This is a genomic window from Variovorax frigidus (assembly GCF_051216515.1).
Taxonomy (GTDB): domain Bacteria; phylum Pseudomonadota; class Gammaproteobacteria; order Burkholderiales; family Burkholderiaceae_C; genus Variovorax.
Map to the genome: position 1 here is coordinate 428,841 of NZ_JBPJZF010000005.1, position 17,800 is coordinate 446,640.

At 68.0% G+C, this 17,800-nt stretch carries 15 protein-coding genes; 12 read left to right on the top strand and 3 right to left on the bottom strand.

The annotated features are described in order from the left end of the window. Both ACSFBC_RS17395 and ACSFBC_RS17400 read right to left on the bottom strand, forming a co-directional pair. Nucleotides 1-1,050 (bottom strand): TRAP transporter substrate-binding protein, encoded by a 1,050-nt coding sequence (locus tag ACSFBC_RS17395; protein ID WP_435511589.1) that lies wholly within the window; start codon nucleotides 1,048-1,050, stop codon nucleotides 1-3. A gap of 69 nt (nucleotides 1,051-1,119) precedes the next feature. Beyond that, entirely contained in the window at nucleotides 1,120-2,307 is a 1,188-nt protein-coding gene (locus ACSFBC_RS17400) for a M24 family metallopeptidase (protein WP_435511590.1), read from the bottom strand. Between the two features lie 193 nt (nucleotides 2,308-2,500). Between ACSFBC_RS17400 and ACSFBC_RS17405 the strand changes: the two genes are divergently transcribed. The 12 genes from ACSFBC_RS17405 to ACSFBC_RS17460 all read left to right on the top strand — a co-directional run bounded on the left by ACSFBC_RS17405 (nucleotide 2,501) and on the right by ACSFBC_RS17460 (nucleotide 16,339). Beyond that, nucleotides 2,501-3,136: a GntR family transcriptional regulator gene (locus ACSFBC_RS17405; protein WP_435511591.1), complete on the top strand. Its 636-nt coding sequence runs from the start codon at nucleotides 2,501-2,503 to the stop codon at nucleotides 3,134-3,136. A gap of 31 nt (nucleotides 3,137-3,167) precedes the next feature. Beyond that, complete coding sequence (locus ACSFBC_RS17410) at nucleotides 3,168-3,980, top strand: putative hydro-lyase (protein ID WP_435511592.1); 813 nt, start codon at nucleotides 3,168-3,170, stop codon at nucleotides 3,978-3,980. Nucleotides 3,981-4,126: 146 nt separating this feature from the next. Continuing rightward, complete coding sequence (gene urtA, locus ACSFBC_RS17415) at nucleotides 4,127-5,395, top strand: urea ABC transporter substrate-binding protein (RefSeq protein WP_435511593.1); 1,269 nt, start codon at nucleotides 4,127-4,129, stop codon at nucleotides 5,393-5,395. A 188-nt stretch (nucleotides 5,396-5,583) separates the two neighbouring features. After that, the gene (urtB, locus tag ACSFBC_RS17420) at nucleotides 5,584-7,131 is read left to right on the top strand and encodes an urea ABC transporter permease subunit UrtB (RefSeq protein ID WP_435511594.1); all 1,548 of its coding nucleotides are present in this window, start codon (nucleotides 5,584-5,586) and stop codon (nucleotides 7,129-7,131) included. 395 nt (nucleotides 7,132-7,526) lie between these two features. After that, on the top strand, nucleotides 7,527-8,708 hold the full coding sequence (gene urtC / locus ACSFBC_RS17425) for an urea ABC transporter permease subunit UrtC (RefSeq protein ID WP_435511750.1): 1,182 nt from the start codon (nucleotides 7,527-7,529) through the stop codon (nucleotides 8,706-8,708). Further along, nucleotides 8,705-9,577, top strand: coding sequence for an urea ABC transporter ATP-binding protein UrtD (urtD, locus tag ACSFBC_RS17430; protein ID WP_435511595.1), 873 nt, complete (start codon nucleotides 8,705-8,707; stop codon nucleotides 9,575-9,577). The genes urtC and urtD overlap by 4 nt, the downstream gene beginning before the upstream one ends. Nucleotides 9,578-10,213: 636 nt before the next feature. Then, nucleotides 10,214-10,906, top strand: a complete 693-nt coding sequence (gene urtE / locus ACSFBC_RS17435; RefSeq protein ID WP_435511596.1) for an urea ABC transporter ATP-binding subunit UrtE — start codon at nucleotides 10,214-10,216, stop codon at nucleotides 10,904-10,906. Between the two features lie 160 nt (nucleotides 10,907-11,066). Next, a complete protein-coding gene (locus ACSFBC_RS17440; protein ID WP_435511597.1) occupies nucleotides 11,067-12,344 on the top strand; it encodes an MFS transporter in 1,278 nt (425 codons plus the stop codon). Further along, nucleotides 12,341-12,496: a hypothetical protein gene (locus tag ACSFBC_RS17445; RefSeq protein ID WP_435511598.1), complete on the top strand. Its 156-nt coding sequence runs from the start codon at nucleotides 12,341-12,343 to the stop codon at nucleotides 12,494-12,496. The genes ACSFBC_RS17440 and ACSFBC_RS17445 overlap by 4 nt, the downstream gene beginning before the upstream one ends. A gap of 70 nt (nucleotides 12,497-12,566) precedes the next feature. After that, nucleotides 12,567-13,187, top strand: coding sequence for a sugar dehydrogenase complex small subunit (locus tag ACSFBC_RS17450; protein WP_435511599.1), 621 nt, complete (start codon nucleotides 12,567-12,569; stop codon nucleotides 13,185-13,187). A 59-nt stretch (nucleotides 13,188-13,246) separates the two neighbouring features. Beyond that, complete coding sequence (locus tag ACSFBC_RS17455) at nucleotides 13,247-14,899, top strand: GMC family oxidoreductase (RefSeq protein ID WP_435511600.1); 1,653 nt, start codon at nucleotides 13,247-13,249, stop codon at nucleotides 14,897-14,899. A gap of 3 nt (nucleotides 14,900-14,902) precedes the next feature. After that, nucleotides 14,903-16,339 (top strand): cytochrome c, encoded by a 1,437-nt coding sequence (locus ACSFBC_RS17460; protein WP_435511601.1) that lies wholly within the window; start codon nucleotides 14,903-14,905, stop codon nucleotides 16,337-16,339. On the opposite strand, the gene ACSFBC_RS17465 is transcribed toward ACSFBC_RS17460, so the two are convergent. Further along, a complete protein-coding gene (locus tag ACSFBC_RS17465; protein WP_435511602.1) occupies nucleotides 16,299-17,756 on the bottom strand; it encodes an MFS transporter in 1,458 nt (485 codons plus the stop codon). The two genes, ACSFBC_RS17460 and ACSFBC_RS17465, sit on opposite strands and share 41 nt — an antisense overlap. Nucleotides 17,757-17,800 lie beyond the last annotated feature (44 nt).

Consider the following 17,800-nt stretch of genomic DNA (forward strand, 5'->3'; position numbering starts at 1 on the left):
TTACTTCCGTGCGGTCAGGCCCACGACCTTGCCGATCGTGTCGTTGAAGCTCGTCACGCAGGAGGCCGAGCAGCGGGCGGCCCACTTCGGCAGGACGCTTTCGTCGAGCACCTTCTTCAGCAGCACCTTGTCGGCCGCGCTCGGCGTCACCAGGGTCATCTTGCCCTTGACCGGCAGCGTGCAGGCGGCGGCGCCGGTGTTGCAGTCATAGCCCTGCTGGGTCTGGTCGGCGGCGGCCTTCCAGATGTCGTCGGTCAACTTCCTGACGTGGGTCTCGAGGAAGGCGCGGACCTCGGGCTTGAGGTTGTTCCAGGTCTTCTTGTTGACCGCGTGGATCTGCTGGTTCCAGTTGATCGGCAATGCGACCAGGTGCGTCGACACCTCGTACCACTTGGCCGAGTAGCCCGACAGCGAACCGGTGATGGCGCAATCGACCACCTTGTTCTGCAGCGCCGGCACCACTTCGCCGAAGGCCATGGTGACGCCCGTCCCGCCCAGCGCCTCGACGAATTCGGCCTGCGTGCGGCTGCTGGTGCGGACCTTCTTGCCCTTCAGGTCGGCCAGACTGGCGATGGGCGCATTGCAGAACAGCACCTGCGCGGGGTAGGTCGAGAAGCCCAGCACCTTGGCGTTGGAGCCTTCGTCGTAGAACTTGGCGTAGACCGGCGCGAAGGCATTGGTCACCTCGCGCGCGGTCTTGACGTCGGGCGCCAGGCCGGCGAGGTCGATGGCTTCGTTGATCGGGTTGTCGCTTGCGAAGTACGACAGCGTGGCGGTGCCGAATTCGATCACGCCTTGCGACATCAGGCGCATGAGTTCGGGGCCCTTCAGGCCCATCTCGTTGAAGCCCTTGATGTCCGCCGTGACCTGGCCCTTCGACAGCTCGGGGATGGTCTTGAGCCAGAACGGTTTTTCGTAGTCGTTGTAGGCGCTGAGGTTGCTCAGGCCGCCGACGATCTTCAATTGCGTCTTGGGCAGTTCCTGCGCCTGGGCGGCGCCGAAGCCGGCGGCCGCGGCCAGCAGCAGGGAGAGGGCGAATCGCTTTTTCATTTCAAAGACTCCTGAGTGGGAAAAGCAAAAAAGAAAACAGGGAAAAACAGGCCGGTGCGGCGGTCAGGGTCATGACCAGTCCGCCAGTTCACGGGGGAAGGAGAGCAGGCACTCGGCACGGTCTTCGTGGAGCAGCACCATCTCGCCGAGGGCCGCGCCGCCGAGGCCGGGCACGAACAGGTTCGGATGCAGCTCGAGCAGCATGCCGGCGCGCGCCAGCGGTGCCAAAGCCGGCGCCGGTGGCGCGGCGCCGAACCACTGGGGAAAGGCCCGGGTCGCGTGCGCCTCTTCGTACGAATGGCCCAACCCGTGCCCGTAGCGGAAATGCGTGCTGCCGTCCTCGCCGATCGGCAGGCGCGCCTGCATGGCCGCCTCCACCGCGTCGAGCGGCGTGCCGCACCGCAGGGCACCGAGTCCGGCCTCCATCGCCGCCGACGTGCGCGCATGCAGGCGCGCCAGCTCGGGGCTCGGTGGGCCCCGGTGTCCCATCCGGATGCCGTGGCCCCAGTGACCGTCGACCGTGAGCATGATGCCGAACAGCACCTGATCGCCGGGTTGCGGGACCCGCAGGCACTCTTCCTTCCAATAGCGCGGATAGTCGGCCTGCGGCATGGCGGTCAGCCAGGTGCGGCAGTAGTCGGCGCCGAGTTCGAGCGCGAGCTGCGACAGTGCGATCTGGATGCGCCAGGCCGGCAGGCCGCGCCGCAACGCCGGGCCCAGGGCCTCGAACAGGCGATCGCACAGCGCAGCCGCCTCGCGGTGTGCTGCTTGCTGTGCGCTGTCCAGCACGCTGCGGGCCGCGTCCAGCCAGCCGTCGAAGGGCCGAAGCGTGTACGCCGCGAGTTCGGCTTGCAGCGGCGCCCAGGCGGCCTGCGGCAACTCGTCGAAGCCGACCGTCGCCACCCCCCGTGCGGCGCCGAGCAGCGCCGGCAGGCAGGCGCCCCAGCTGGCGGGCGCCGCGTCGATCACCATGAATTCGGGGTGCTGCTGCCGTGCCAGCGGCACCAGAAAGGGGCTTCCGACCAGAAGCGTGCACGCCGACGCGGTGCACACCAGCAGGGACATGGCTTCGTGCCCGTCCCATTGCGTGAGGTAGCGCAGGGCGCCATGGGAGCGCGAGCCCGCGCCCAGGCTGCTGCCGTGCCCGAACACGAGCACGGCCTGGAAACCCTCTTGCGACGCCTGTGTCAGCAGGGCCTGGCGCCGTGCGGCGCAGGGGACGGCAAAGCGGCTGAAGAGAGATGAATCGGGTGTCATGGTCGGCGAAGACGGTTCGATGGCAGGAGTGTGACTTTAATGTTACTGTGAAATTTCACATCAGTATTAACGTGATATCAAGCGAGTTTCATGCCAATATCTGAGCTGCGCTACAGTTCGTCTTTTTTGCCCCGGAAGTCCCGTGTCCGTCACCTCGCGTCCCCGCAAGCCCCGCACTCCGGCCTCCGTGCCCGTGGCGGATGTCTCCCAGAACGAGCAGGCCTATGTGCTGCTGAAGGAGCGCTTGACGACGCTGGCCTACAAGCCCGGCGACTATCTCAACACCGCGTCGCTGATGGACGGACTCGGGCTCGGCCGCACGCCGATCAACCACGCGCTGCACCGGCTGTCCACCGAGGGGCTGGTGCAGATCATTCCGCGCAAGGGCGTGATGGTGTCGCCGCTGTCGATCGACGAGGCGCTGGACCTGATCGACGTGCGCCAGGTCAACGAGGCCCTGTGCGTGCAGTTGGCCACGGTGCGCATGACGGCGGCCGAACTCTCCGGGATCCGCGCGCTGGCCGATCGCTTCGATGCCGCCGTGGCCCAGCGCGACATGACGCGCATCATGAATTGCGACCGCCTGTTCCATGAGGCAGTGGCGGCCGCGTCGCGCAACCAGGTGCTCATCGAGATCCTCAAGGTGCTGCATGCGCGCTCGCAGCGCTTCTGGGCCATCTCGCTGTCGGCCGAAGGCCACCTTGCCGAAGTCAGTGCCGAGCACCAGGACATCATCGCGGGCCTCGCGCAAGGCAGTGCCGAGGCCGCGACGCGGGCGGTGCAGTCGCACATCGAATCCTTCCGGCGCTCGCTGCTGCAGCGCCGCTGAGTCCCTTCCGGATCTTCGCCGAACCCTTGCCATGACTTCTTCGACCCCAACCGCCGGGCATCGCTTCGACACGCCTGCCGCCGCACGCCAGGCGATCCGCCGTGGCGAGTGGACGACCCACACCAGCGGGCTGGCGCCCGCCAACTTGCAGGGCAATGTCGTGATCCTGCCGGCGGCGCAGGCGGCCGACTTCCTGCGCTTCTGCCAGGCCAACCCGAAGCCCTGCCCCTTGCTGGCGGTGTCCGATGTGGGCGTGCCGCTGCTGCCGGCCCTGGGGCACGACGTCGACATCCGCACCGATGTGCCGGCCTACCGCGTCTATCGCGACGGCGTGCTTGCCGAGGACGGCATCGCCGACATCCGCGCCCTGTGGCGCGACGACCTCGTGAGCTTCGTGCTCGGTTGCTCCTTCTCCTTCGAGCATGGGCTGATGGAGGCGGGCATCCCCTTGCGCCATGTCCAGCAGGGCCGCAACGTGGCCATGTACAAGACGAACATTCCCACCGTGCCCGCAGGCCCCTTCCACGGACCGATGGTCGTCTCGATGCGGCCGATGAAGGCTGCCGACGTCATCAAGGCGGTGCTCGTGACGGCGCGCACGCCGCGCGTGCACGGCGCGCCCGTGCACATCGGCGACCCGGGTCTCATCGGCATCGCGGATCTGGCGGTGCCCGACTTCGGCGATGCGGTCGATGTGATGTCCGACGAGCTGCCCGTGTTCTGGGCCTGCGGCGTGACACCGCAAGCGATCGTGATGGCCGCCAGGCCGGCCTTCTGCATCACGCATGCGCCGGGTCACATGCTGATCACCGACCTGCTCAACAGCGAACTGCCGTTCGCATAAGCGGCGGGCAGGGCGCCGCCGTCCCTGCTGTACGCCACCCGGCGTATTCCGTCCTTCTCCCGCGCCGAAGAGACTTGCTCCCAGTGCCGGCCCTCATCCCGAGGGCGGCAAGGGTTCCAAGTCCCACTCCGAGGAGAAGTCTCACCATGCAACGCCGTTTCACTCTCAAGGCGCTCACCGCCGCCGTCGCGCTGGCCAGCCTCTCCGCTGCGCCCGCATTCGCCGCCGACACCATCAAGGTCGGCGTGCTGCACTCGCTGTCGGGCACGATGGCGATCTCCGAAACCGTGTTGAAAGACACGGTGCTGATGGCCATCGAGGACATCAACAAGAAGGGCGGCGTGATGGGCAAGCAGCTCGAGCCCGTGATCGTCGACCCGGCCTCCAACTGGCCGCTGTTCGCCGAAAAGACCAAGCAGCTGCTGGGCCAGGACAAGGTCTCGGTGATCTTCGGCTGCTGGACCTCGGTGTCGCGCAAGTCGGTGCTGCCGGTGGTCGAGGAAATGAACGGCCTCCTGTTCTACCCCGTGCAGTACGAGGGTGAAGAGCTCTCGAAGAACGTGTTCTATACGGGCGCGGCGCCCAACCAGCAGGCCATTCCGGCGGTCGACTACCTGATGAGCAAGGAAGGCGGCGGCGCCAAGCGCTGGGTGCTGCTGGGCACCGACTACGTGTACCCGCGCACCACCAACAAGATCCTGCGCGCCTACCTCAAGAGCAAGGGCGTGGCCGACAAGGACATCGACGAGAAGTACACCCCCTTCGGCCACAGCGACTACCAGACCATCGTGGCCGACGTGAAGAAGTTCTCGGCCGGCGGCAAGACGGCGGTGGTGTCGACCATCAACGGCGACTCGAACGTGCCGTTCTACAAGGAACTGGGCAATGCGGGCCTGAAGGCCAAGGACGTGCCTGTGGTCGCCTTCTCGGTGGGCGAGGAAGAACTGCGCGGCGTCGACACCAAGCCGCTGGTGGGCCACCTGGCCGCCTGGAACTACTTCATGTTGATCAAGAACCCGACCAACACCGCGTTCATCAAGCAGTGGAGCGACTACGCCAAGGCCAAGAAGATCCCGGGCCACATGGACAAGCCGCTGACCAACGACCCGATGGAAGCCACCTGGATCGGCATCCACATGTGGAAGCAGGCCGTCGAGAAGGCCAAGTCGACCGACACCGACAAGGTGATCGCCGCCATGGCCGGCCAGACCTTCAACGCACCCTCGGGCATCGTCTCGAAGATGGACGAGAAGAACCATCACCTGCACAAGAGCGTGTTCATCGGCGAGATCAAGGCCGACGGCCAGTTCAACGTGGTGTGGAAGACGCCGGGCCCGGTCAAGGCCAAGCCGTGGAGCCCGTACATCGAAGGCAACGACAAGAAGCCGGACCAGCCTGCGGGCAAGTCGATGTAACCCGCGACCCCTTGCCTGGCTCCCTCTCCCCTCGGGGAGAGGGCGGGGGTGAGGGCCGCGGCGATCGATCTGGCCGCCGCGTTTGTTTGAAGGCCGCAAGCCCTCACCCCAACCCTCTCCCCAAGGGGAGAGGGGGCAACACGAACTTCATCATGCTTCGACGAACCCTTCACTGCGCACTCGCCGCCATGCTGCTCATGGCAACGGCCGCCCACGCGCTGACCGCCGACGAAGCCCGGGCCATCGCCTCCGGCGAATCCGAAGCCCGCATCGCTGCGCTCAACAAGGCCGTGCTCACGGCCGACGACAAGACGGCCGCCTTCCTCCAGGCCATGGCCGACGACGCGGTCAAGTACACCGAAGACAAGGTCTTCGTGCTGAAGGACGACAAGGGCTACGACCCCGTGACCGGCACCGAACTCAAGGTGCCCGACACCGCCGAAGACGTCGTGAACAACAACCTCATGCGCGGCGCACTCGATGCCGCGCAGGCCGCGCTCAAGCTGTCGAGCAAGGACGATGCGACGCGCGGGGAAGCCGCCCGGGCCTTGTTCAAGGAGCCGGACGAGTCGCGCCTTCCGATGGTCGAGAAGGCGCTCGCCGCCGAGACCGACCCGAAGATCAAGGCGCAGCTCGAACTCGTGCGCGCCGCCAGCCTGCTCACCAGCGCCGACAAGGGCAAGCGCCTCATCGCCGCCAAGGAACTGGGCAACAACCGCAACCCCGACACCAAGCTGCTGCTCAACCAGCGCCTGGCCGACGAGACCGAGCCCGACGTCAAGACCGCCATCGCCGCGTCCATCGCGAGCATCGACGGCGCGCTCGTGTGGGGCGACCGCATCAACGCGGTGTTCAGCGGCATCAGCCTGGGCTCGGTGCTGCTGCTGGCCGCGCTGGGCCTGGCCATCACCTACGGCTTGATGGGCGTGATCAACATGGCGCACGGCGAGCTGATGATGATCGGCGCCTACGCCACCTACGTGATGCAGGGCCTGTTCCAGAAGTACCTGCCGGAGTCGGCCTTCGGCTTCTACCTGGTGGCGGCCATCCCGGTGTCCTTCGGGGTGTCGGCGCTGGTCGGCGCGGTGCTCGAGCGCGGCGTGATCCGCTTCCTCTACGGCCGGCCGCTCGAGACCCTGCTCGCCACCTGGGGCATCAGCCTGATGCTGCAGCAGCTGGTGCGCACGCTGTTCGGCGCGCAGAACGTGGGGGTCGAGAACCCGGCCTGGATGAGCGGCGGCTTCAGCATGCTGAGCAACGTGACGCTGCCCTGGAACCGCATCTGCATCGTGATCTTCGCGGTGCTGGTGCTGCTGGCCATGGGCTGGCTCATCGGCCGCACGCGGCTGGGCCTGTTCGTGCGCGGCGTGACGCAGAACCGCCCGATCGCTTCCTGCATGGGCGTGAACACCGCGCGCATCGACACCTACGCCTTCGCGCTGGGTTCGGGCATCGCCGGCCTCGCGGGCTGCGCGCTGAGCCAGATCGGCAACGTCGGTCCCGACCTGGGCCAGAGCTACATCGTCGACTCCTTCATGGTGGTGGTGATGGGCGGCGTGGGCCAGCTCGCGGGCACGGTGTACGCGGCCATGGGCCTGGGCATTCTCAACAAGTTCATCGAAGGCTGGGCCGGCGCGGTGCTCGCGAAGATCGCGGTGCTCGTTTTCATCATCATCTTCATCCAGAAGCGCCCGCAAGGCATCTTCGCGATGAAGGGCCGGAGCGCGGAAGCATGAAGACCCCAGGAATTTCCAACACCGCAACGACCGTTTGGGCTGAGCCTACCCCTGCCGTTCAGGCTGAGCCTGCCCTTACCGTTCAGGTGGAGCCTGCCCCTACCGTTTGGGTTGAGCCTGCCCTTGCCGTTCGGGCTGAGCCCGCCCCTACCGTTCGGGCCGAGCCTGCCCTTACCGTTTGGGCTGAGCCCGCCCCTACCGTTCGGGCTGAGCTTGTCGAAGCCGGGGCAGACACTTCGACAGGCTCAGTGCGAACGGGTGGTGCCTCAGCACGAACGGGTGGTGCCTCAGCGCAAACGGGCGGTGCCTCAGCACAGGCGGGCGGCCCCTCAGCACGACCGGATGGCGCCTCTGCGCGAACGGGCGGTGGGTCTGCACTTCCTGCCAAAGGCCCGCTGTTGAGCGGCAAGGGCTGGACGGCCTTCTTCGTCGCACTGATCGTGGTCTGCGCGATCGCGCCGATGCTCAATCTGCTGGTGCCGCGCGAGAGCGCGTTCTACATGAGCGACTACGCGGTCGCGCTGGTCGGCAAGATCATGTGCTACGCCATCTGCGCGCTGGCCATGGACCTGATCTGGGGCTACACCGGCATCCTGTCACTGGGCCACGGCATGTTCTTCGCGCTGGGCGGCTACATGATGGGCATGTACCTGATGCGCCAGATCGGCACCGACGGCAACTACAAGAGCGCTCTGCCCGACTTCATGGTCTTCCTCGACTGGAAGACGCTGCCCTGGCACTGGACCTTCTCGGGCAGCTTCGTGATGACGCTGATCCTGATCGTCGCGGTGCCCGGCCTGATCGCCTTCGTGTTCGGCTTCTTCGCCTTCCGCTCGCGCATCAAGGGCGTGTACTTCTCGATCATCACGCAGGCCATGACCTTCGCGGCGATGCTGCTGTTCTTCCGCAACGAGACCGGCTTCGGCGGCAACAACGGCTTCACCGACTTCAAGCGCATCCTGGACATCCCAATCGCCACGCAGGGCATGCGCATGACGCTGTTCGTGCTCACCGGCCTGACCCTGCTGGGCTTCTTCCTGTTCAGCCAATGGCTGATCCGCAGCAAGTTCGGCCGCGTGCTGCAGGCCATCCGCGATGCGGAGACGCGCGTGATGTTCTCGGGCTACAACCCGCTGCCCTACAAGCTCACGATCTGGGTCATCTCGGCCATCATGTGCGGCGTGGCGGGCGCGCTCTACGTGCCGCAGGTGGGCATCATCAACCCGGGCGAGATGAGTGCCGCCAACTCGATCGAGATCGCGGTCTGGGCCGCGGTCGGCGGTCGGGCCACGCTGATCGGCCCGATCCTCGGTGCCTTCATCGTCAACGGCGCGAAGAGCTGGCTCACGGTGGCCTACCCCGAGTACTGGCTGTACTTCCTCGGCGCGCTGTTCATCGCCGTGACGCTGTTCCTGCCCAACGGCATCGTGGGCCTGGTGCGCAAGTGGCGCGCGAAGGACAAGGTGCCCAGCGACGGCCGTCTCGAGGCGCAGCGTGCGCTGGCCGCGTCCGAAGGCGTCGAGCCCGCGGCCCTGCCTTCGCACACCACCGCCACGCCCGAAGGAGTTCGCGCATGACCCCCGACCTGATGGAGCAGGGCGCCGAGCGCATCGCGAAGGTCCATGGCCCGGTGCTCGGCCAGACCGAATCCGGCGGCCGCGCGGCGGACTTCGGCCGCCATGCGACGCCGGGCGAAGTCGACGTCACGCACGGCCGCATCCTGTATCTCGAAGACGTATGCGTGAGCTTCGACGGCTTCAAGGCGATCAACAAGCTGAGCCTGGACATCGCACCGGGCGAACTGCGCTGCATCATCGGCCCGAACGGCGCGGGAAAGACCACGATGATGGACATCATCACCGGCAAGACGCGGCCCGATTCGGGCACCGTGTTCTTCGGCAGCACGATCGACCTGCTGCGCCACAAGGAAGCCGACATCGCGCAACTGGGCATCGGCCGCAAGTTCCAGAAGCCGACGGTGTTCGAGCAGCTCACGGTGTTCGAAAACCTCGAGCTCGCGCTGAAGACGAACAAGGGCGTGCGGCAATCGATGCTGTTCCGGCTCGATTCGGCGCAGAGCGATCGGCTGGCCGAGGTGCTGGAGACCATTCATCTTGCCGACAGCGTCTCGCGCATGGCCGGCAACCTGAGCCATGGGCAGAAGCAATGGCTGGAGATCGGCATGCTGCTGATGCAGGACCCGAAGCTGCTGCTGCTCGACGAGCCGGTGGCGGGGATGACCGACGAGGAGACTGCGCGTACGGCGGAGCTGTTCCTCACGTTGAAAGGAAAGCACTCGCTGATGGTGGTCGAGCATGACATGAGCTTCATCCGGACCATCTCGGAGATCGTCACGGTGCTGTGCGATGGGGCTGTGTTGGCGCAGGGGACGCTGGATGAGGTGCAGGGGGATGAGCGGGTGATCGAGGTTTATCTTGGTCGTTAGTGCGCTTCGATTGAGTCCTGAGGCCGGGATTTCGCCCCGGCGGGCGACTCACTTTTCTTTGCTTCGCCAAAGAAAAGTAAGCAAAAGAAAGGCGACCCCACTGGCTGCGACCCCTGCGCTTCGCTCCGGGGCACCTTGCGGTGCTCACGTTTCGCGGGGTCTCGCAGAACTCGCTTCGCTCAGACAGCTGCGAGCCCTGATCCGCGAAACGCTCCGCGCCTCAGCGCATCCAGAGGGGCTTGAAGAGCGCACGGGCCTTTGCTTCGCTCGGCCCACAACGCACCGCGGCGCGAAGCGCACGCGGTGCTGGGCAGCTGCAAGCAGGTCGTTGGCATTGGCTTTACTCGGGCCGAGCGAAGCAATGGCCCGTTCGGTTCCCGCTCCCAAAATCCCTTCTGTCTGCGCCGAGGAACGCAGCGTTTTGCGGATCAGGGCTCGCTCATGTTTGAGCGAAGCGAGTGCTAGCGAGACCCCGCGAAACGTGAGCACCGCAGGTTGCCCGCAGCGAAGCGGAGGGACGCAGACAGCAGGGTCGCCTTTTCTTTGCTTACTTTCTTTTGGCGAAGCAAAAGAAAGTGAGTCGCCCGCCGGGGCGAGACCCGGCCCCGCCCTCAAACAAAGCGCAGAGGCACAAGAATGCTCACGGTAAAAAACATCCACCAGTACTACGGCGGCTCCCACATCCTCCGAGACCTCAGCTTCGAAGCCAGGCAGGGCAAGGTCACGGTACTGCTGGGCCGCAACGGCGTAGGCAAGACCACCCTGCTCAAGTCGCTGATGGGCCTGGTCCCCATCAAGAGCGGCAGCATCGAATTCGACGGCCAGCAGATCCAGAAGAAGACCCCTTACGACAGGGCCAGAGCCGGCATCGGCTTCGTCCCCCAGGGAAGAGAAATCTTCGCGCGGCTCACGGTGGAAGAGAACCTGCGCATGGGCCTGGCCTACAAGAGCGGCAGCACCCCGATCCCGTCGGAGCTGTTCGAGCTGTTCCCCGTGCTCAAGCAGATGATCCACAGAAGAGGTGGCGACCTCTCCGGCGGCCAGCAGCAGCAGCTCGCCATCGCGCGCGCCTTGGCGCCCCAGCCCAAGCTGCTGATCCTGGACGAACCCACCGAGGGCATCCAGCCTTCGATCATCAAGGACATCGGCCGGGTGATCCGCATGCTGGCCGACCGCGGCGACATGGCGATCGTGCTGTGCGAGCAGTACTACGACTTCGCGCAGGAACTGGCCGACGACTACCTGGTGATGGAGCGCGGCGAGGTCATCGCACGCGGGCTGGGCAAGGACATGGAAGCCCACGGCGTACGCCAACTGGTCGCGATCTGAGCGGCGCCCGCGCTTCGTCCGACGAACGCGCGCGGTTGTTTGCGCACGGCCTGCACGCACGCGTGCTGCGTGATAAGGTTCGCAACCCTAGGGTTAACACTTAGCCCTGTCGGCGTTGCTTCTGACGGAGCCTGCCGGCTCCCCACGCTCTGCCGCAGCCATGACCACGCCTTCTCTCCCCACCGACATCGACGCCGCGGCGTCTTCCGCGCCGCGCACCGCCGACGCCGACCGCACGCTGCTGCGCGCCGTGCTGGCGCTGGGCATCGGCGGTTTCTCCATCGGCACCGGCGAGTTCGTGATCATGGGCCTGCTGCCCGAGGTCGCAAAGGACATCGGCGCGACCATCCCGCAGGCCGGCCACGTGATCAGCGCCTACGCGCTGGGCGTGGTGATCGGCGCGCCGGTGCTGGCCGTGCTGGCCGCCGGCTGGAACCGCCGTGCGCTGCTCATCGCGCTGATGGGCGTCTATGCGCTGGGCAATTTCGCCTCGGCGATGGCGCCGGGCTACCTCTCGCTCAACCTGCTGCGCTTCTTCACCGGGCTGCCTCACGGCACCTACTTCGGCGTGGCCGCGCTGGTGGCCGCCACACTCGCGCCGCCGGGGCAGCGCGCCCGCGCGGTCGGGCTGGTGATGCTCGGGCTCACCGGCGCCACGCTGGTGGGCGTGCCCATCGCGGCCTGGCTGGGCCAGGTCTTCGGCTGGCGCGCGGCCTTCGTCTTCGTCGGGCTGATCGCGCTGCTGGCCATGGTGATGCTGCGCCGCGGCGTGCCCGACATGCCGGCCGCGACGGGTGCAAGCCCGATGCGCGAACTCGGCGCGCTGCGCCGTCCGCAGGTCTGGCTCACGCTGGGCATCGGCGCCATCGGCTTCGGTGGCATGTTCGCGGTGTTCAGCTACATCAAGCCCACGCTGATCGAGGTGGCCGGCTTCTCGCTGGGCGCCGTGCCCTTCGTGCTGGCGCTGTTCGGCCTGGGCATGGTGACCGGCAACATCGTCGGCTCGCGGCTGGCCGACAAGTCGCTGATGCGCACCATCGGCGGCCTGCTCGTGTGGTCGGTGGTGGTGCTGATCGGCTTCGTGTTCGCCGCGCACCACGTGGTCACGGCAGGCCTCGCCACCTTCTTCCTCGGCACCATCGTGGCCATCGGCGCCCCGCTGCAGATCCGGCTGATGGACGTGGCCGGCGAAGCCCAGACGCTGGCCGCCGCGCTCAATCATTCGGCCTTCAACACGGCCAATGCGCTCGGCGCCTGGCTGGGCGGCGTGGCCATCACGGCCGGCCTGGGCTGGACCTCGACCGGCTGGGTCGGCGCGCTGCTGGGCGTGGCCGGGCTGGGCATCTTCGCGTGGTCGCTCAAGACCGATCGGCGCAGCGTCTCCACCCGGTCGGCACCGGCACCGGCACCGGCACCGGTGGCCGCGGAACGCGCATGAACCTGAAGAAGGTCGCTTCCCCCACGGCCCTGCCGTGGCTGGTGGCGGCGGCCTTCTTCATGGAGAAGCTCGACGGCAGGGTGATCGTCACCGCGCTGCCGCAGATGGCGAAGTCCTTCGGCGTGCGCCGGCCGCTGGCCCGGCCAGGCTGAGTTTTCGCGGCGCGCGGCCGAGGTCGCGCGCCATTTCTTCATCTCGACAGCGGCCACAGAGGAGAGACCCATGACCCCCGAGAATTCCAAGCCTTCGGGCCCCCCGCGATTCACGCGCCGCGAGGCCGTGCTGGCCGCGGCGGCCGTCGCATCGACCTCGCTGCTGGGCTGGCCCGCGAGCGGCGTGACGCAGCCCGCGGCGGCGGCAGCGGCCACCGGCACCGCGGTCGATGCCGCAGCCGTCGCGCGCTTCTTCGCCTTCTCCAAGGCCATCACCGGCCACGAGGACATCGACGCCGTGACGGCCGGCCGCATCCGCGACGCGATGGTGCAGGGCGATGGCGCCTTCGCCGCGCATGCCGAGACGCTGGCCGGCCTGCTCCAGCCCGGCATGGCGCCCGACGCGCTGCTGGCCGCGGCCTCGGACGCGGGCCTGCGCGACGCGGCACTGGCCGTGGTCTCGGCCTGGTACACCGGCACCGTGACGGCGGGTCCCACCCCCACCGTCGTGGCCTACGAGCAGGCGCTGATGTACCGGCCCGTGGCCGACGGCCTCTCGGTGCCGACCTACTGCAACGAAGGGCCGCTGTGGTGGACCGCCGCGCCGCCCGAGGTCGGCGTGCCGACGCCGCAGCAGGCCGCGCAGGCCCAGCCCAAACCGCCGCCGCCGCCGGTGATGCGCACCCAGTAGCCGCAGCGCAAACCCTTCGCATCGCTTATTCCCCATAACAACACCAAGAAAAAAACACGATGAAAAAAGCAGTCTTCACGGCCGATGGCGATGCCACCGCCGACGTGATCGTGGTCGGCTCCGGCGTGGTCGGCGCGATGATCGCCGACCAGCTCGCGGGCGCCGGCCACTCGGTGCTGATGCTCGAGGCCGGCCCGCGCATCCAGCGTGCACAGGCGGTCGAGAACTGGCGCAACATGCCCTTCGGCAACCGCGTGGGCTCGGACTTCCAGGGCCTGTTCCCGCAGTCGCCGATGGCGCCCGCGCCGCTGTACTTCCCGCCCAACAACTACGTGGGCCTGTCGGGTCCCGACGGCCAGGGCTTCCAGCAGGGCTACCTGCGCGTGGTCGGCGGCACCACCTGGCACTGGGCCGCGTCGAGCTGGCGGCACCTGCCGGTGGACCTGCGCATGAAGTCGACCTACGGCGTGGGCCGCGACTGGCCCATCAGCTACGACGAGCTCGAGCCCTACTACTGCCGCGCCGAGGAAGAGATGGGCGTGGCCGGCCCGAACGATCCCGCGCAGCAGTCGCCTTCGGAACGCAGCAAGCCCTACCCGATGGACATGGTGCCTTGGAGCTACGGCGACAAGCGCTTCGCCGAGGTGGTCAACGCGCACGGCTACCGCTCGGTGCCGATTCCGCAGGGTCGCAGCACGCGGCCCTGGAACGGCCGTCCGACCTGCTGCGGCAACAACAACTGCCAGCCGATCTGTCCGATCGGCGCGATGTACAACGGCATCCACCATGTGCAGACCGCCGAGGCCAAGGGCACGACGCTGCTGCCCGAAGCCGTGGCCTACAGGATCGACACCGATGCCAACAACCGCATCACGGCGGTCCACTGGTACGACAAGGAAAAGAAGTCGCACAAGGCCACCGGACGCCAGTTCGTGATCGCCTGCAACAGCCTGGAGACCCCGCGCCTGCTGCTGCTCGCGGCCAACGAGCGCAACCCGACGGGCATCGCCAACAGCTCCGACCAGGTCGGCCGCAACATGATGGACCACTCGGGCTTCCACTGCACCTTCCTGGCCAACGAGCCGCTGTGGATCGGCCGCGGTCCGGCGCAGAGCAGCTGCCTGGTGGGCCCGCGCGACGGCGGCTTCCGCAGCGAGTACTCGTCGAACAAGATGATCCTCAACAACATCACGCGCGTCGGCCCGGCCACGCAGCAGGCGCTCAAGCTCGGGCTGGTGGGCAAGGCGCTGGACGAGGAGATCCGCCGCCGCGCGGCCTTCGGCGTCGACCTCTCGATCAGCCTCGAGCCGCTGCCCGACCCGAACAACCGGCTCACGCTGAGCGCCACCCGCCGCGACCCGCTGGGCCTGGCCTGCCCCGAGATCCACTACGACGTGGGCGATTACGTGCGCAAGGGCGCGGCGGCCGCGCACAAGCAGCTCGAGCACATCGGCCAGCTCTTCGGCGCGACCGAGTTCAACATCACGACTTCGCTCAACGCCAACAACCACATCATGGGCGGCACCATCATGGGCGCCGACCGGAAGGACTCGGTGGTCGACGGCGATTGCCGCACGCACGACCACGACAACCTCTGGCTGCCCGGCGGCGGGCCGATCCCCTCGGCCAGCGTGGTCAACAGCACGCTGACCATGGCGGCGCTGGGCCTGAAGGCCGCCGACGCCATCGGCCGCGCACTGGCGAAGGGCTGAGCCATGACGCTGCATTCACTGATCCGCCGCACGGCATCGGCGCTGGGGTTCGCGATGGTGCTCGCCCAGGCCGCCACGGCGCAACAGGCCCCGTCCGCGGAACTGATCGACAAGGGCCGCCAGCTCGCCATCGCCGCCGACTGCATGGCCTGCCACACCGCGCCCGGCGGCAAGGGCAAGCCCTTCGCGGGCGGCTACGCGATCGAATCGCCGCTGGGCGCCATCTACGCCACCAACATCACGCCGTCGAAGACGGCCGGCATCGGCGACTACAGCGAGGCCGAGTTCGCCCGCGCCCTGCGCCAGGGCGTGCGCCGCGACGGCGCGCGGCTGTACCCGGCCATGCCCTACACCTCGTACACGCAACTCAGCGACGCGGACACCACGGCGCTCTACGCCTACTTCATGCACGGCGTGGCGCCGGTCGACACCGAGGCCGCGCAGACGGCGCTGCCGTTCCCCTTCAGCCTGCGCTTCTCGATGGCCGCATGGAACCTGCTGTTCCTCGACGACCGCCGCTTCGAGCCCGACGTCTCGAAGAGCGCCGAATGGAACCGCGGCGCCTACCTGGCCGGCGCGCTGGGCCACTGCAGCGCCTGCCACACGCCGCGCAATGCGCTGATGGCCGAGCAGGGCGGCAAGGCGCTGGCCGGCGGCATGGTCGGGCCCTGGCTCGCGCCCAACATCACGTCGGACCCGGTCAGCGGCATCGGCGGCTGGAGCGAGGCCGAACTGGTGCAGTACCTGCGCACCGGTCGCGTCGAAGGCAAGGCGCAGGCCGCGGGCGGCATGGCCGAGGCGGTGGAGAACAGCCTGCAGCACCTGCCCGAGGCCGACCTGAAGGCCATCGCCGTGTACCTGAAGGGCACGGTGCCGATCCGCGACAAGGCCGACGCCGAGGGCGCGAAGCCCGCGCATGCCTGGGGCGCCGCATGGAGCAGCGAGGCCACGAAGCGCGGCACGGCACCCTTCAACAACCCGCAGCTGCTCACCACCGGCGAGCAGCTCTACAACGGCTACTGCGCGAGCTGCCACCAGGCCAGCGGCGCGGGCAGCCGCAACCAGGCCTATCCCTCGCTGTTCCACAACACCGCGACCGGCCTGGCCAACCCGGCCAACCTGGTGGCGGCGATCCTCTATGGCGTGGAACGCAAGGTGGGCGACGAACACGTGCTGATGCCGCGCTTCGATGCGCTGTCGTACGTCGATCCGCTGACCGACGTGCAGATCGCGGCCATCGCCAACCATGTGCTCACGCGCTATGGCAACAGCACCGTCACGGTGAGCGAGCGCGACGTGGCCGTGGCGCGCGCGGGCGGCGCGAAGCCGCTGCTGGCGCAGGCGCAGCCCTTCATGCTGCCGGCGATGGTCGCGGGGCTGGTGCTGGTGATCGTGCTGCTCAGCGTCTGGCTGCGGCGGCGTCGTCGCCTGCAGCGCTGAGTTCCGAGCCCATGGGCGGCGCGATGTCCTCGAGCGAACGGCGCTCGGCATTCACGCCCCAGCGCAGCGCGATCAGGCCGGCGGCGATCACCAGCGCCGCGCCGATCGCATAGCCGACCGCCACCGCGCCGCGGCTGCCGGTGTCGATCAGGAGGCCGAACAGCAGCGGTGCCGCGAAGCCGCCGGCCCCGGTGCCCACCGCGTAGAACAGCGAGATGGCGAGCGCACGCATCTCGAGCGGGAACACCTCGCTCACCGTGAGGTAGGCCGAGCTGGCCGCGGCCGAAGCGAGGAAGAACACCGCCGACCAGCACAGCGCCTGCGTCAGCGCGTTCAGCCAGCCGGCCATGAAGGCCGCGCCGGTCAGCGCGAGGCCGATGCCCGACAGCACATAGGTGAACGCGATCATGCGGCGCCGCCCCACGCGGTCGAACAGCGGGCCCAGCAGCAGCGGCCCCAGCACGTTGCCGAGCGCGAAGGGAAAGATGTAGAGCGCCACGCGGCCGTCGGGCACGCCGTGGAAGCGCGTGAGCACCAGGGCGTAGGTGAAGAAGATCGCGTTGTAGAAGAAGGCCTGCGACACCATCAGCGAGAGTGCGACCACGCTGCGCTTTCGGTAGCGGTGCAGCAGCACTTCGGCCACCTGGCGCAGCGAGGGCGCGGCCTGGCGGGTGAACACCAGCCGCTGCGTCACCGGCGCCAGCGGTCCGTGCTGGGCGGCCACCTCGGCCTCGATGCGCGCGACCACGGCTTCGGCCTCGTCGGCGCGGCCGTGCGCGATCAGCCAGCGCGGGCTCTCGGGCACATGGCGGCGCACCAGCAGGATCGCGAGCGCGAGCAGCGCCCCCAGCCCGAAGCCTGCGCGCCAGCCCCACACGGGCCCCAGCACGCGCGGATCGAGCAGCACCAGGCTCAGGCCCGCGCCCAGTGCGGCCCCGATCCAGAAGCTGCCGTTGATCGCCAGGTTGACCCGACCGCGCACGCGCGCCGGAATCAGCTCGTCGATGGCCGAGTTGATGGCCGCGTACTCGCCGCCGATGCCCACGCCGGTGAAGAAGCGGCACAGCGCGAAGAACAGGAAGCCGGGCGAAAACGCCGTGGCGAAACTGGCCACCGTGTAGACCGCCAGCGTGATCAGGAACAGCTTCTTGCGGCCCCAGCGGTCGGCCAGCCGGCCGAAGATCAGCGCCCCGACCACCGCGCCGCCGATGTAGAGCGAGCCCGCACCGCCGATCTGCGCGGCCGAGAGCGCGAGCGTGTCGTCCCGTTCGAGCACGCCGCCCAGCGAGCCCACCAAGGTGACCTCGAGCCCGTCGAGCACCCAGGCCACGCCGAGCGCGATCACCACGCGCCAGTGCCAGCGCGACCAGGGCAGGCGGTCGAGGCGGGCGGGGATGTCGGTGGAGGTCGGCGTCATGCGGCGGGCGGGGCGAATGGCGTCCTCACTGTAGGCAGCGCCCT

Coding starts and splice junctions, on each gene's coding strand:
- ACSFBC_RS17440 (WP_435511597.1), top strand. CDS start 11,067: ATGACCACGCCTTCTCTCCCCACCGACATCGACGCCGCGGCGTCTTCC.
- urtD (WP_435511595.1), top strand. CDS start 8,705: ATGACCCCCGACCTGATGGAGCAGGGCGCCGAGCGCATCGCGAAGGTC.
- ACSFBC_RS17465 (WP_435511602.1), bottom strand. CDS start 17,756: ATGACGCCGACCTCCACCGACATCCCCGCCCGCCTCGACCGCCTGCCC.
- ACSFBC_RS17410 (WP_435511592.1), top strand. CDS start 3,168: ATGACTTCTTCGACCCCAACCGCCGGGCATCGCTTCGACACGCCTGCC.
- urtA (WP_435511593.1), top strand. CDS start 4,127: ATGCAACGCCGTTTCACTCTCAAGGCGCTCACCGCCGCCGTCGCGCTG.
- ACSFBC_RS17445 (WP_435511598.1), top strand. CDS start 12,341: ATGAACCTGAAGAAGGTCGCTTCCCCCACGGCCCTGCCGTGGCTGGTG.
- ACSFBC_RS17400 (WP_435511590.1), bottom strand. CDS start 2,307: ATGACACCCGATTCATCTCTCTTCAGCCGCTTTGCCGTCCCCTGCGCC.
- ACSFBC_RS17395 (WP_435511589.1), bottom strand. CDS start 1,050: ATGAAAAAGCGATTCGCCCTCTCCCTGCTGCTGGCCGCGGCCGCCGGC.
- ACSFBC_RS17460 (WP_435511601.1), top strand. CDS start 14,903: ATGACGCTGCATTCACTGATCCGCCGCACGGCATCGGCGCTGGGGTTC.
- urtE (WP_435511596.1), top strand. CDS start 10,214: ATGCTCACGGTAAAAAACATCCACCAGTACTACGGCGGCTCCCACATC.
- urtB (WP_435511594.1), top strand. CDS start 5,584: ATGCTGCTCATGGCAACGGCCGCCCACGCGCTGACCGCCGACGAAGCC.
- ACSFBC_RS17455 (WP_435511600.1), top strand. CDS start 13,247: ATGAAAAAAGCAGTCTTCACGGCCGATGGCGATGCCACCGCCGACGTG.
- ACSFBC_RS17450 (WP_435511599.1), top strand. CDS start 12,567: ATGACCCCCGAGAATTCCAAGCCTTCGGGCCCCCCGCGATTCACGCGC.